15 protein-coding genes are annotated in these 13,314 nt (G+C 74.4%); 5 read left to right on the forward strand and 10 right to left on the reverse strand.

The annotated features are described in order from the left end of the window. Positions 1-6: 6 nt before the first annotated feature. Genes HD595_RS36170 through HD595_RS36180 form a run of 3 tightly spaced genes read right to left on the reverse strand, consistent with a single transcriptional unit; the run spans position 7 to position 1,565 of the window. The gene (locus tag HD595_RS36170) at positions 7-555 is read right to left on the reverse strand and encodes a GNAT family N-acetyltransferase (protein ID WP_253777096.1); all 549 of its coding nucleotides are present in this window, start codon (positions 553-555) and stop codon (positions 7-9) included. A 33-nt stretch (positions 556-588) separates the two neighbouring features. Then, positions 589-1,155, reverse strand: a complete 567-nt coding sequence (locus HD595_RS36175) for a TetR/AcrR family transcriptional regulator (RefSeq protein WP_253777098.1) — start codon at positions 1,153-1,155, stop codon at positions 589-591. 8 nt (positions 1,156-1,163) lie between these two features. Further along, the gene (locus HD595_RS36180; RefSeq protein WP_253777100.1) at positions 1,164-1,565 is read right to left on the reverse strand and encodes a YchJ family protein; all 402 of its coding nucleotides are present in this window, start codon (positions 1,563-1,565) and stop codon (positions 1,164-1,166) included. 198 nt (positions 1,566-1,763) lie between these two features. On the opposite strand from HD595_RS36180, the gene HD595_RS36185 reads away from it, so the two are divergent. Further along, positions 1,764-2,723 carry an IS481 family transposase gene (locus HD595_RS36185; protein WP_253777102.1) on the forward strand — a complete coding sequence of 320 codons (960 nt, stop codon included), beginning with the start codon at positions 1,764-1,766 and terminating at the stop codon, positions 2,721-2,723. On the opposite strand, the gene HD595_RS36190 is transcribed toward HD595_RS36185, so the two are convergent. Next, positions 2,720-3,589, reverse strand: a complete 870-nt coding sequence (locus HD595_RS36190) for an NAD-dependent protein deacetylase (RefSeq protein WP_253781425.1) — start codon at positions 3,587-3,589, stop codon at positions 2,720-2,722. The genes HD595_RS36185 and HD595_RS36190 overlap by 4 nt on opposite strands. Before the next feature lie 2 nt (positions 3,590-3,591). Further along, on the reverse strand, positions 3,592-4,200 hold the full coding sequence (locus HD595_RS36195; protein WP_253777104.1) for a TetR/AcrR family transcriptional regulator: 609 nt from the start codon (positions 4,198-4,200) through the stop codon (positions 3,592-3,594). A 149-nt stretch (positions 4,201-4,349) separates the two neighbouring features. Here HD595_RS36195 and HD595_RS36200 point away from each other — a divergent pair, with 149 nt between their 5' ends. Then, positions 4,350-5,075 (forward strand): rhodanese-like domain-containing protein, encoded by a 726-nt coding sequence (locus HD595_RS36200; RefSeq protein ID WP_253777106.1) that lies wholly within the window; start codon positions 4,350-4,352, stop codon positions 5,073-5,075. Between the two features lie 14 nt (positions 5,076-5,089). On the opposite strand, the gene HD595_RS36205 is transcribed toward HD595_RS36200, so the two are convergent. Beyond that, positions 5,090-5,830, reverse strand: a complete 741-nt coding sequence (locus tag HD595_RS36205) for a TetR/AcrR family transcriptional regulator (RefSeq protein ID WP_253777108.1) — start codon at positions 5,828-5,830, stop codon at positions 5,090-5,092. A gap of 127 nt (positions 5,831-5,957) precedes the next feature. Here HD595_RS36205 and HD595_RS36210 point away from each other — a divergent pair, with 127 nt between their 5' ends. After that, positions 5,958-6,404, forward strand: a complete 447-nt coding sequence (locus HD595_RS36210; RefSeq protein ID WP_253777110.1) for a helix-turn-helix domain-containing protein — start codon at positions 5,958-5,960, stop codon at positions 6,402-6,404. On the opposite strand, the gene HD595_RS36215 is transcribed toward HD595_RS36210, so the two are convergent. The 4 genes from HD595_RS36215 to HD595_RS36230 all read right to left on the reverse strand — a co-directional run bounded on the left by HD595_RS36215 (position 6,349) and on the right by HD595_RS36230 (position 11,129). Beyond that, the gene (locus HD595_RS36215; protein ID WP_253777112.1) at positions 6,349-7,056 is read right to left on the reverse strand and encodes a TetR/AcrR family transcriptional regulator; all 708 of its coding nucleotides are present in this window, start codon (positions 7,054-7,056) and stop codon (positions 6,349-6,351) included. The genes HD595_RS36210 and HD595_RS36215 overlap by 56 nt on opposite strands. Continuing rightward, positions 7,050-8,264, reverse strand: a complete 1,215-nt coding sequence (locus tag HD595_RS36220) for a cytochrome P450 (RefSeq protein ID WP_253777122.1) — start codon at positions 8,262-8,264, stop codon at positions 7,050-7,052. Before HD595_RS36220 ends, HD595_RS36215 begins: the two co-directional genes overlap by 7 nt. Positions 8,265-8,321: 57 nt before the next feature. After that, a complete protein-coding gene (locus HD595_RS36225; RefSeq protein WP_253777124.1) occupies positions 8,322-9,398 on the reverse strand; it encodes a protein kinase family protein in 1,077 nt (358 codons plus the stop codon). A 189-nt stretch (positions 9,399-9,587) separates the two neighbouring features. Continuing rightward, positions 9,588-11,129, reverse strand: coding sequence for an FAD-dependent monooxygenase (locus tag HD595_RS36230; protein ID WP_253777126.1), 1,542 nt, complete (start codon positions 11,127-11,129; stop codon positions 9,588-9,590). 97 nt (positions 11,130-11,226) lie between these two features. Here HD595_RS36230 and HD595_RS36235 point away from each other — a divergent pair, with 97 nt between their 5' ends. Beyond that, positions 11,227-11,859: a TetR/AcrR family transcriptional regulator C-terminal domain-containing protein gene (locus HD595_RS36235; protein ID WP_253777127.1), complete on the forward strand. Its 633-nt coding sequence runs from the start codon at positions 11,227-11,229 to the stop codon at positions 11,857-11,859. Between the two features lie 109 nt (positions 11,860-11,968). Further along, positions 11,969-13,252 (forward strand): serine hydrolase domain-containing protein, encoded by a 1,284-nt coding sequence (locus HD595_RS36240; protein ID WP_253777128.1) that lies wholly within the window; start codon positions 11,969-11,971, stop codon positions 13,250-13,252. The last annotated feature ends 62 nt before the right edge of the window (positions 13,253-13,314 follow it).

Genomic DNA, 13,314 nt, shown 5'->3' on the forward strand with positions numbered 1-13,314 from the left:
ACGTCGCTAAACCGGCCGGTGGGGGTCGGTGCGCAGGAGCGCGTACAGGAGCTGGTCGTGCCACGCCCCGGCGCGCCACTGCGCTTCCCGCAGCACCCCCTCCCGCCGGAACCCCGCCTTCTCCAGCGCCCGCTGCTCGGCCCGGTTGCGGGTGTCGGTGTACGCCTGGACGCGGTGCGCCCGGGTGTGGTCGAACAGGTACGCGACCAGGCGGCGCTGCGCCTCGGTGCCGATCCCGCGGCCCCGGAAGGCGGGCCGCAGCAGGATCCCGATCGTCCAGCACCACGACTCGGCGGGCGGCCCCCAGCCCGAGGCCCTGCCCCAGTCCACCCGCCCCGCCACGTCACCGTCACCGCCGTCGCCTTCGCCGGCGCAGACCGTCAGTGTGCCGCCGTCGTCGTGCAGCATCCCGTTCTCGGCGTACGCGCGCCGGTCGCGGCCAGGGGAGCGGAAGCCGAACCACTGCAGCTCGCTCCGCCCGGCCGGCGTGCCGAACTCCTCCTCGAAGACCGCCAGGTCGCTCTCCCGCACGGGCCGGAGCGTCACACGCGTCATCGAAGCCCTCCTCGAAGGGGGTACGGGGGTGTGTCAGGAGAGCGCGTCGATCCAGCGCTCCAGGCGGTCGCCCTCGGCCTTCATCAGCTCCGGGTCGCGCAGCGTGTTGGTGATCAGCGAGATCCCCTGGTAGGAGGACAGCAGGGCGACGGCCAGCTCCCGCGCGTCCTCGCGCCCCAGGGCGGCGAACTGCCGCTCCATCCAGTCCAGCAGCTCCCGCATCAGGACGCCGACCGCCTGGTCGAGGCCGTCGGCGCGTTTGTCCAGCTCGGAGGCCAGCGTGCCGGTGGGGCAGCCGTAGCGGGCGGCCACCTCGCGCTGGTCCACCCAGCCGCGGACGAGCGCCTTGAGCCGCCGCTGCGGCTCGGGCAGCTCGTCGAGCCGGTCGAGCAGGCCGCGCAGCGCCCGGCCGTGCTCGCCGATGGCCGCCTCGACGAGCTGGTCCTTGGTCTTGAAGTAGTAGTAGACGTTGCCGACGGGGACGTCGGCCGCGTGGGCGATGTCGGCCAGCGTCGTCTTCTCGACGCCCTGCTCGTGCAGCACCCTGGCCGCCGCGGCCGCCAGGCGTTCGCGCTTCCCGCCCCGTACTGAGTTGGTCACCTGACTGACTATAGCGCCGCCGGCCCGAGAGCGCCTTCGTACACCCAGCGCCCGTCGAGCCGGACGAACCGGCTGTGCTCCTCCATCGTCCCCTCGCGCCCGCGCTCCACGTAGTGGGCGCGGAAGCGGACGGTCCCGTCGGTGTGCAGGACCGTGCCGCGGGCGGTCTCCAGCACCTCCAGCCGCACCCACCGCACCTTGCGGTCCAGGCCGACGCTCGCCGGCCGCGTCGCCGGGTGCCAGGTGCGCAGCAGGTACGCCTCGTCGCCCACGCTGAACGCGGCGAACCGCGACCGCATGAGCAGCTCGGCCGTGGGGGCCGCGCCCTCGCCCCGGTGGAAGCGGCCGCAGCAGTCACGGTAGGGGGCGGGCAGGCCGCACGGGCAGCCGGCGGGTTCACGACGGGACATGCCCCCCATTCTGCCCGCCTCTGAATGCGGGGCGTCCTGGGACGGGGAGTCCTCGGATGGGACGTCCCGGATCGTGGGGCGTCCGGGGACCGGGCCGCTAGGTGTATTGACCACGAGCGTTGTTAACAGTGGGGTCTTGATCAAAGGAGAGGCCTCCGGTGTGGTGTAGGTGTCGAATCTTCACCGCGCGGAGGCCTCGTGTCCCACCGTAACGCCCGGCTGACCATTCATGGCCGGCGTCTGCTCGTTGAACGCGTCCTGTCCGGCAGGCCGGTCGCGCATGTGGCCGCTGAAATGGGCATCTCCCGGCCCACCGCCCACAAATGGATACGTCGATGGCGCGAACAGGGCGAGGCGGGCCTGCACGACCGTCCCAGCCGGCCCCACACCACGCCGCACCGCACCCCCGCCCACATGGAGCGTCAGGTATGCCGGCTGCGTACCAGCCGTAAGCTCGGTCCGGCCCGTATCGGGCCCATCCTCGGGCTGGCGACCTCCACCGTGCATCGGATCCTCACCAGACATCGCCTGCACCGGCTGGCATGGCTGGACCGGCCCACCGGCCAGCTGATCCGCCGCTACGAACGCGATCGCCCCGGCGAGCTCGTGCACGTGGACGTCAAGAAGCTCGGCCGTATCCCCGACGGCGGCGGCTGGCGCATCCACGGCCGCGACCAGCGCAGCCACCACCCCAGCCGCACCGTCGGCTACGACTACATCCACTCGGCCGTCGACGACCACACCCGCATCGCCTACAGCGAGATCCACCCTGACGAGAAGGCCACCACCTGCGCCGCCTTCCTACGCCGCGCCATCACCTACTTCGCCGGCCTGGGCATCCCCACGATCGAACGCGTGCTGACCGACAACGCCCTGGCCTACCGCCGCAGCACCACCTGGCGCCAAGCCCTGGCCGACATCGGAGCGACCGGCAAACGCACCCGCGCCTACCGGCCCCAGACCAACGGCAAGGTCGAACGCTTCAACCGCACCCTGCTGGAGGAGTGGGCCTACATCCGCCCGTACGCCAGCAACGACGAACGCACCGCCGCTCTGCAAGACTTCCTGCACACCTACAATCACCACCGCTGCCACACCGCTCTCGGAGGCCGACCCCCGATCACTCGCGTCAACAACGCTGCGGGTCAATACAGCTAGGCGGTCCGGGCGGCCGGTCCCGGAAGCCGGCTCGTCAGCTCGGTGAGCGTGGCGCCGAGCGGCGCGTCCAGCCGGATCGTGGCCTCCGCGTCGCCCCGGGTGGGCCCCTGGTTGACGACGGCGATCGGGATGCCCAGCTCGGCGGCCCGCAGGACGAACCGCAGCCCCGAGCGCACCGCCAGCGAGGAGCCGAGCACCAGCAGCGCCCGCGCCCCGGCCACCAGCGCGAAGCACTCGTCCACGCGCGCCTTCGGCACGTTCTCGCCGAAGAACACGACGTCCGGCTTGAGCAGCCCGCCGCACCCCGTGCAGTCGACCACCCGGAAGCCCGCGACCTGCTCGTCGGTGAGGACGGCGTCGCCGTCGGGGTTGATGGCCGCCGCGGCGGCGTCCCAGCCGGGGTTGGCGCGGCGCAGGCGGCGGTCCAGCTCCAGGCGGGGCGTGCGGGCGCGGCAGGACAGGCACACCACCCGGTCGAGCCCGCCGTGCAGCTCGACCACCCGCCGCGCCCCGGCCGCCTGGTGCAGGCCGTCGACGTTCTGGGTGATGACCCCCTCGACCAGGCCGCGCCGTTCGAGCTCGGCCACGGCGCGGTGGCCGGAGTTGGGCGCGGCCCCGCCGATGCGCCGCCAGCCGACGTGGCTGCGCGCCCAGTAACGCCGCCGGGCCTCCGCGCTGCCGACGAACCGCTGGTACGTCATCGGGTCGGCGCGCCGGGCCCGCCCGGTCGGTCCGCGGTAGTCGGGGATGCCCGACTCGGTGGACAGCCCGGCTCCGCTGAGCACCACCGCGCCGCCCCCGGCGACCAGCTCGCACAAGCCGGTCAGGTCGGACGGTACGGCGATCTCGCGGTCGTCTGCGCTCACGCTCACCCGTCCATGGTGCCCGACGGCAGGGGATGCCGGGCACCCGCCCGGAGCCCGCGGATGAACAGCTCCAGGTGCCGCCGGGCGAAGGCGTGCTTCTCGTCCGCGTCGAGCGGCCCGGGGAGGGGGCGGGCGATGCGCACCAGCATCGTCCCGACGTCCATGAACGTCACGTCCTCGGGCAGGGCACCGGCGGCGCGGGCGTCGTCCACCAGGCGCCGTACGAGGCGGGCGGAGGTGTCGCGCGCGGCCGACAGCTCGGGGTCGGCGTCCAGGTCCACCACGTCGATCATGGCGGGCAGCACGGCGGAGACGCGCAGCTCCAGCGCGTCGCGCAGGTAGCGCGCGAGCGCCTCGAACGGGTCGCCCTCCTGCTCGGCCGCCGCGGCGGCGGCCGTCGCGGTCCTGGTCAGCGCGTCGAGGGCGACCGCGCGCAGCAGGGAGTCGCGGTCGGGGAAGCGGCGGTACAGCGTGGCGCTGCCGACCCCGGCGCGCCGGGCGACGTCGTCGAGCGGCACGTCGGGCCCGCGTTCGGCGATCAGGTCGCGCGCGGCGCGCAGGATCTGCTCCAGGTTGCGCCGCGCGTCGGCCCGCATGGGTCTGGCCTCCACGTCGTCCCCTCTCGCGTCGTGCCGCCCAGCATAAACCAGGAAGTGGGGAGATTTCCCCCACTTCGCCTTGTGTCGTCATGACAGACGTGTCACTGTCAAGTGGGGAATCTTTCTCCGCTTAGCCGCCGTCCGGAAGGAACGAACACATCATGAGCAGCGAGCGCCAGGTGCTCGACCTCGTCGACCGCTGGGCCCGGGCCGAGCTCGACGGCGACGCCGACGCCTTCGACGACCTCCTCGGCGCGGACTTCGCCGGCATCGGCCCCGTCGGGTTCGTCCTCGACAGGGCCCAGTGGGCCGGCCGCCATCGCGGCGACCTCAAGAACCACCACTTCGCGATCCTGGAGCCGAGCGTGCGCCTCCACGGCGACACCGCGATCGTGGGCGGGATCCAGGAACAGCGCACCAGCGTCAGAGGGCACGACGTCGACCACGCGTTCCGGCTGACCCTCGTCGCCGTGCGGCGGGGCGACGACTGGGTGATCGCCAACATCCAGCTCAGCGGCCCGCTCCAGGACCCGTCCGCGCCGCCGCCCTTCGCCTGCCCGGGCGGGCCGATCTCCCGCGACGAGCTGCGGGCGGCGATCGACGCGAAGGCGGTCACCGTGGTCGACGCCCTGCCCGCGGCCCCGTACCGGCGCCGGCACCTGCCCGGCGCCCTCAACCTGACCGCCGAGGACGCCGCGAGGTCGGCCGGCGAGCTGCTGCCGGACCGCTCCGCGGCGATCGTCGCCTACTCCACCGACGCCGACTGCGACCGCGGCCCGGCCCTCGTCGCCGAGCTGACGCGGCTGGGGTATCCGAACGTGCGCCTGTACGCCGGCGGAGTCGAGGACTGGGCGGCGGCCGGCCTGCCGCTGGAGACCGGCTCCTGAAGCCGGACCCGTGGCTACCGGTGCGACCCGAGGGCGTCCAGCCGCACCTGGAGCCCGTCGAGGAAACGCTCCAGGCCGTAGGCGAAGCCCTCGTCGCGCAGTCGCGACGGGTCCTCGCCGGCCCGCTGGTCGTAGCCCTCGCGCAGCAGCGGCAGGTCGCGCACGGTCTCCTCGGCGATCCGCCGCAGGCCCTCCGCCAGCTCCTGCTCGCTCTGCCCGCTGCGGGCCAGCATCGACAGGTACGCCGCCTCGCTGACGGTCATGCCGATGACGTACGCGATGACGGTGCTCATGGCCCGGTCGGCCTCGCCGGCGGGGAAGCCCGCGCGGTGGAACAGGGCGAGCATCCGCTCGGACTGCCGCGTCAGGTTCGGGCCCAGCTCGGCCAGCCCGACCTGGCCGAGCACGGAGGCGACCCACGGGTGCCGCAGGATCATCGCCCGCAGGCTGCCCGCGCACGCGGTGACGGACTCCCGCCAGGGTGCCCCGGAGCCGTCCGGCACCTCCATCTCGCCGTAGACCTCGTCCACCACCAGCTCGATCAGCTCGTCCTTGCTGGCGACGTGCCGGTAGAGGGAGGTGGCCCCGGCGCCCAGCCGGGTGCCGAGACTGCGCATGCTGAGCGCCTCGATGCCCTCCTCGTCGAGCAGGCGGACGGCCTCGGCGACGATCCGGTCCTGGCTGAGGGCGGGCTGCTCCCGCTTGTGTCGCTGCCGCGCCCACACGGAGGGGACGGCCGGCTTGCCGGTCGGCATGGCGCCTCCTTTCCCGGTCACCATAGCGCACGGTGTACGCATCGGCGTACGTGCGCTGTGGCTCCCTCGCGGGCTGTAGGTTGGGGAGCGTCGGGGTGCTTGCGGGAGCGCACGGGAAGGCGTGAGAGTGGCGGAGCGGTACTACTCGGTGGAACGCGTGGCCGAGCTGCTCGGCCTGCACGTCAAGACCGTGCGCGGCTACGTCCGCGACGGCCGGCTCAAGGCCACCCGCATCGGCCGGCAGTACCGGATCGCCGCCGAGGACCTGGAGGCGTTCACCGGCCGCCCCGCCCCGGCCCCGGCCGCGGGCGGGCCGCACGCCGAGACGTCCGCCGTCGTACGCGTCGACGGCATCGGGCGCGACGAGGTCATCCGGCTGTCCAACACCGTCGTGGCGGCGGCCGGGAGCCGCCCGCGTGACGGCGGCGGCCCGCTGCGCGTCGAGACCGTCTACGACGAGGAACGGGCCGCCCTGACGATCGTCATCATCGGCGCGCTCGACGGCGCCGCCGAACTCCTCAAGATCGTCGATCTGCTGGTGCGGGAGGAGCGGGCCACTCCCGGGACGGCGTGACCGGGGCCGCCAGCAGGCCCGCGAGCGCGTCCACCAGGGCGTCGGCCGTCTCCCGCCACACGGTCGCCGGGTCGGCCGCCGGGTCCTCGTGCAGGGCGCGCTCGCGCTCGGCGAGCATGTGGACGACCAGCACCCGGCACATGTCGGTCCGCTGCCGGTGCACCTCCTCCGGCACCCCCGGCGCCAGCCGGAACAGGTGCTCGGCGATCGGGCCGAGCGACGGCGCGGCGACCGCCTCCTCGATGACCACGGCCCGCATGCCGGGCTCGGTGTCGGCCTGCGCCAGGAACCGGGCGAACCAGGTCGGGGCGGGCAGCGAGGCCAGGTGCTCGGTGGCCGGACGCACCAGGCACGACGCCCACTCCCGCACGCCCGAGGCGTCGCCGACGGCGGCCAGCATCGCGGCGCGCCGCTCCTCCATGGCCGGGTTGTGGCGGCGCAGAACGGCCCGTACCAGGTCGGTCTTGGTGCCGAAGTGGTAGCCGACGGCGTAGTTGTTCGACTGGCCGGCGGCCTCGCCGATCTGCCGGTTGGACACCGCGGCGATGCCGTGCTCGGCGAACAGCCGCTCGGCCGCCGCGAGGATGCGCTCGCGGGTGTCCGCCCCGCGTCCGGGCCTGTCCCGCGTACGGGCGGGGCCGGTGCTCACCATCGGACCGGCACCTCGCGCAACCCGCCGACCAGCAGCCCCTCGCGGGCCGCCAGCTCGGCCGCCGGGACCGCGAGCTCCAGGCCGGGCAGCCGCCGCAGCAGCACGTCCAGCACGGTCTGCAGCTCGGTGCGGGCCAGCGCCTGCCCGAGGCAGGAGTGGGGGCCGACGCCGAAGGCGAGGTGCGGGTTGGGGGAGCGGCGCAGGTCCATCGCGTCGGCCCGGCCGAAGGCCCGCTCGTCCCGGTTGGCCGCGGCCATGCTGCAGATCACCGTCGTGCCGGCGGGCAGCTCGCGCCCGCCCACCTCGACCTGCTCGGTCAGGTAGCGCGGCATGCCGAAGCCGGGGTTGGCGTCGAAGCGCAGCACCTCCTCCACCGCCGGGTGGACGAGCGCCGGCTCGGCCAGCAGCGCCTCCCAGCGGGACCGGTCGGCCAGCAGCATCGCGGCCATCTTGCCGATCATGTTCGCGGTGGTCTCGTGGCCCGCCACCAGCAGGCCCCGGGCGGTGCCCACGAGCAGCGGCTCGGTCAGCCGCCCGTCGGCCGCGTCCACGATCCCGATGAGCTCGCTCAGCAGGTCCTCGCCCGGCTCGGCGCGCTTGGCGCCCACGTGCGCCGCCAGGTACGCGTCGAACTCCGCCTGCGCGGCGTCGATCTGCGCCTGCGTGTACCGCGTCATGCTCAGCATGGTGTCCGACCAGTACGAGAACCGGTCACGGTCGGAGTCGGGCACGCCCAGCAGGTCGCAGATCACCCACACCGGCAGCGGGAACCCCAGCCCGGCGACGAGGTCGGCCGGCGGCCCCTGCGCCACCATGGCGTCGACGAGCCGGTCGGCCATCTCCTCCATGCGGGGCCGCATCGCCAGCACCCGCTTGGCCGTGAACGCCCGGCCCACGAGCCGCCGCCACTGCATGTGGGCCTCGCCGGAGGCCGACATGGCGGACGTGGCGGTGTCGGAGCGGCCGAACACGCCGCCGGACTCGTTGGCCGTCACCCGGGCGGCGTCGCCGGCGTCGAGCTGCCGGGTGAAGCGCGGGTCGGACAGCACCCGGCGCACGTCCTCGTAGCGGGTCAGGAGCAGCGCCTGGTCGCCGCTGGCCAGCCGGATCGGCGCCACCGGGCAGCCGTCGCGCAGGTCCGCCCACTCCGGAGGCGGCTCCAGCGCGGAGGGGTTGCGGAAGGGGTAGTCGGGGACGGCGTCGCTCACGGGGCCTCCTCGCTTCGGGCCGACACCCCCTTGTCTAAGCCATATGACTTAATCCCGTCAACCGAGCCCGCAACGCGCCCAGGCGCCGCGGAGCTCCTCCAGCGGGTACGGGGTCGTCCGGCTCTCGCGCTGGAGCGCGTGGAAGAACGCGGACATCACCCGGGCCAGCGGGCTGTAGCGGGACAGCAGCGCCGCGGCCTTCTCCGGGGCGCCCTCCGGGGGCTCGCCGCCGGCCCACGCCGCGATCCGCTCCTCCCTCCCGTCGAACCCGTGCAGCTCGGCGGCCAGCCAGCGGACGAGCTGGGTGAGGGTGTAGCAGCGGTCGTAGGCGCGGTGCCGGTCGTGGAAGGCCGCCTCGGCAGGCGACAGCTCGAACCGGGACGACACGGCCAGGCCGAAGTCGGCGAAGTAGAGCCGCCGCCCGTCGGTCAGGACGTTCAGGAAGTGGGCGTCGAAGTGCAGCAGGCCGCGGGCGTTCATGAACGCCACGCCGGCCGCCAGCTCGCGCTCGACGAGCGCGCACGCCCGGTCGGCGGCCCGCCCGCCGGCGCGCATCCGGCCACTCATCCACTGGTGCAGGTTGTACGGGACGTGCTCCAGGAAGAGGACCAGGCTCGCGGAGGCGTCACGCAGGGCTTCGAGGCGGCGGCGCACCCCGGCTGAGCCTCCCCAGAAGCCGACGGCCCGGTCGACGTCGGCGAGCAGCTCGTGCGGCGCGGGGGCGCCGTCCGGCAGGACCCGCCAGTGGTAGGTCAGCGGGAAGCCGCCGAAGGCGCCGGACAGCACCCAGTTCGTGGTCATGACGTGCGTGGCCAGCTCCCGCCACGCCCCGAACCCGGGGCTGCCGATGCCGTACTGGAAGAACGGCGGCAGCCCGAAGAGGTCGGCCGTGGAGCCCCGGTTCGCCGGCAGGAGCTCCACGTCCGTGAGCGGCACCCGCTTGACGAAGACGGGGACGCCCTCGACCTCCAGCCGCGCCGACGTCCCGCCGATGCCCGCCCCGGCCGGGACGGCCCCGTCCAGCAGCTCGCCCAGCCTCCGGTCCCCGAGCAGGGCCAGGGACGTGGACACGGCGTCGTAGGCGCGCAGCCGCTCGCGCCGGGTTCCGGTCCCGGTTCGTTCCGTCGCGTTCACGGGCCGTCCAACGCGCGCGAGCCGCCCGCGGTTCCGCTCCCGACTCTGGAGTGGCGTCGCGACCGCCCGGGGTGCCCCTCCGCTCCCGACTCTGGAGTGGCGTCGCGACCGCCCGGGGTGCCCCTCCGCGTCCGCGCCCGGAGTGGCGTCGCGACCGCCCGGGGGTGCGCTCCCGCGCTCGGAGCGGCGTCACCGCAGGTGCGATGCGCCCGCCGCCCGGGAAGGAGCGGCCGTCACCTGCGGCGGGGCGCCGAACCAGGTGCGCAGCGCCGCCTCCAGAAGGGCCGTGCCGCCGTCGGGGCCGCAGGCCCACGCGATGGCGCCGTCCGGACGGATCAGCGCGCCGCCCAGCGCCGGATGGTCCACGGCCGTCACCTCCACCACCTCGACGCGGTCCCGCCAGGCGGCCGCCGCGGTGACCGCCCGGCCGCCCGCCGGGGCGAACAGCACGGGCCGGCCGCCGGTGGTCAGCCGGCTCAGCGGCACCTCCCGGCCCGGCTCCTCGGCCGGGGAGAGCACGACGTCCGGGCAGTGCGTGCCGATCAGCGGGTGCGCCTCCGGCGTCGCGTACGGGAACGCGTAGCGCGTCCCCAGGCCCGACAGCAGCCGGCCGAAATAGCGATTGACGTCCGGGATGTCCATCAGATCCGCGACGATGTCGCGCAGGGCGTCCGTGTGCGGTCCCGGCAGCATGAGCGCCGACTGCGCGCGCGTGTTGCGCAGCACGGCCTCCCCCACGGGGTGCCGCTCGGCGGTGTAGGTGTCGAGCAACCCCTCGGGGGCGGTCCCGTTCACCTCGGCGGCCAGCTTCCAGCCGAGGTTGACGGCGTCCGTCAGCCCCAGGTTGAGCCCCTGACCGCCGTTGGGGGAGTGGACGTGGGCCGCGTCGCCCGCCAGCAGCACCCGGCCCAGCCGGTAGGTGGCGGCCTGGCGGGCCTGGTCGGTGAAGCGCAGGGCGTCGCCCATCCGGGTGAACGTCACGTCCACGCCAGCCACGCGCCGCACGCTCGCCCGCAGCTCCTCAGCCGTGACCGGCCCCTCATGGCGCTCGTGGACGTCGGCGAAGTCGAACGTGCCGATGCCGCCGGGGCCGTGGAGGAGCATGCCGCCCGGCAGCCGGCCCGGGGGCGGCAGAGCGCCGGGGTCGGCCGGCTCGGCGTGCGCCTGGCGGGCCGTCATGAGCGGAGGGGTGCCGGGGAAGGCGAACCCGGCGAGCTTGCGCACGGTGCTGCGCCCGCCGTCGCACCCCACCACGAAGGCGGCGCGAAGCCGCCGCTCGCCGGCGCCCGTGGCGACGGTGACGGTGACGCCGTCCTCGTCCGGGGAGACCCCGGTGACGGTGTGCCCTCGACGCACCGCGACGCCGAGCGCGGCGGCGTGCTCGCCCAGGACGGCCTCGAGGTCGGGCTGCCAGATGAGGACGCCGCGCCGGTCCGGCTCCTCCTGCAGCAGCGGGTCGATCTTGTGGATCCACGCGAAGTGGTCCTTCTCGCTGCCGTGCTCCCGCGCCTTCTGCGCTCCGCGTTCGGGCTGGTGCGCCTGGAGCCGCCCACCGAGCCCGCGCCGCCGCAGCGCCTCGGCGGCCAGCGGCCCGATCCCGCGCGACCTGCGCAGCGGCGACGGCTCCGCCAGCCGTTCCAGCACCAGCGGCTCGGCTCCGGCCAGGCGCAGCTCGGCGGCCAGGAGCAGGCCGACCGGCCCGGCTCCGACCACGATCACGTCGGCGTCCATGAATGCCTCCTTAACTTGTTAAAGAGCACCGTGCCTTTAACTTGTTAAAGTGTCAAGCCGAAGAGGGCGGGCGGAGGAGAGGGAGGACCGGCGCGCGATGCCGATCGACAAGGAGGTCGCGGCCCGCACGGCGCTGCGGCTGCTGGAGGAGGACGGTCTGGACAAGCTGACCGTGCGCCGGGTCGCCTCGGCGCTCGATGTCCGGGCGCCGGCGCTGTACTGGCACTTCGCCGACAAGCGGGCGCTGCTCGACCAGATCGTGGACGTCATGCTCACCCCCGCCGCCGGGGAGCTGAGCCGTCCCGCCGGTGGGGAGCCGTGGTGGGAGTGGCTGGAGCGCTCGCTCGGCGCGTTGCGGCGCGCGCTGCTCGCCCATCGCGACGGGGCGCGCGTGGCGGCCGGCGCGGACCTCACGCGCGCCGTCGCGCTGGGGACGTTCGCCGAGCGGATCACCGAGGTGTTGCACGGCGCGGGCTTCGGGCTGGCCGACGCCTCACGGGCGGCGGGCGCGCTCGTCCACTTCGTCGTCGGACGGGCCCTGGAGGAGCAGTCGCGGCCGGCGCCCGAGGAGGAGGCGCGCGCGGTGGCGCGGGACGGCTTCCCCTTCCCCGTGCTCGCCGCCGCCCTGCGCGAGCGCCACGAGGCGGGGATCACGCCGGAGGAGGACTTCGGCTACAGCCTCACGATCATGCTGACCGGCCTGCGGGCGCTGCGCGACCGGCTCGGCTGACCGTCGCCGCGGTTCCGGATTGCGTACGGCATGCCGATGTGCGTACAGTGTTCGCATCGAGCGAGTGTTGTACGCACGAGTGTTGTACGCAAACGAGGGGACGGCCACCATGCCGAAGACCACCACCTGGGACATGAGCGGCAGCTGGGACGCCACCGGGGGATGGGCCACCCAGGGCAGGACGGAGGAGCACGCCCCGGCGCCGGGCGGCCTGTCCGCGGCCGGGCTCGACCGGATGCGCGAGGTGCTGGCCCGGCCGGTCGCCTCCGGCGCCGTCCCCGGCCTCGTCGCCCTCGTCGGCCGCGGCGACGACACGCACGTCGAGGTCATGGGCACCCTCAGCGCCGGGGGAGACGAGCCCATGCGCAGGGACACGATCTTCCGCATGGCCTCCGCCACCAAGCCCGTCACGGCCGCCGCCGCGATGGTCCTCGTCGAGGAGTGCCGGCTGCGGCTCGACGACCCCGTCGACCCGTGGCTGCCCGAGCTGGCCGACCGGCGGGTCCTGAGGAGCCTGGACGCGCCGCTCGACGACACCGTGCCGGCCCACCGGCCGATCACCCTGCGCGACCTGCTGACCTTCACCTTCGGCTTCGGCGCCGTGCTCGCGCCCCCGGACACCTACCCCGTCCAGGTCGCGATCCGCGAGCTGGGCCTGGACACCACGTCGCCGGACTTCGGGCCCGACGAGTGGATCAGGCGGTTGGGCGAGCTGCCGCTCATGCGCCAGCCGGGCGAGATGTGGCAGTACCACACGGGCTCCGACGTGCTCGGCGTGCTCATCGCCAGGGTGGCGGGACAGCCCTTCGAGACGTTCCTGCGCGAACGGATCCTCGACCCCCTCGGCATGAAGGACACCGGCTTCCACATCCCCGAGGACTCGATCCACCGGCTGCCCGTCTGCTACGCCCACGACCCGGCGACCGGCGGGCTGACGGTGTGGGACGAGGCCGCCGGCGGCAAGTACAGCCGGGCTCCGGTGTTCGCGGCGGGCGGCGACGGCCTGGTCTCGACGGCCGACGACTACCACGCGTTCTACCGCATGCTGCTCGGCAAGGGCACGCTCGGCGGCGTGCGGGTCCTGTCGCGCGCCTCGGTCGAGCTCATGACCGGCGACCGGCTCACGCCCGCGCAGAAGACGGAGAAGGACGCCTTCGGCGACCACTTCGGGCGCCACGGCGGCTACGGCTTCGGCATGGCCGTGCGCACCCACCGCCGGGACCTGGCCTCGCCGGGGCAGTTCGGCTGGGACGGCGGCCTCGGCACGAGCGCGTACGCCGACCCCGCCGAAGGGCTCGTCGGGATCCTGCTCACCCAGACGGCCCAGGACTCCCCGGACACCCCCGGCCTCATCAGGGACTTCTGGACCGCCGCCTACCAGACCCTGGCCTGACCGCCCTGCCGGGCCCCCGCCCTGACCGCCCTGCCGGGCTTCTGCCCTGTCACGCCCGCCCC

Origin of the sequence: Nonomuraea roseoviolacea subsp. carminata, from assembly GCF_024172185.1 — a bacterium.
In the GTDB taxonomy this organism is placed as follows: domain Bacteria; phylum Actinomycetota; class Actinomycetes; order Streptosporangiales; family Streptosporangiaceae; genus Nonomuraea; species Nonomuraea roseoviolacea.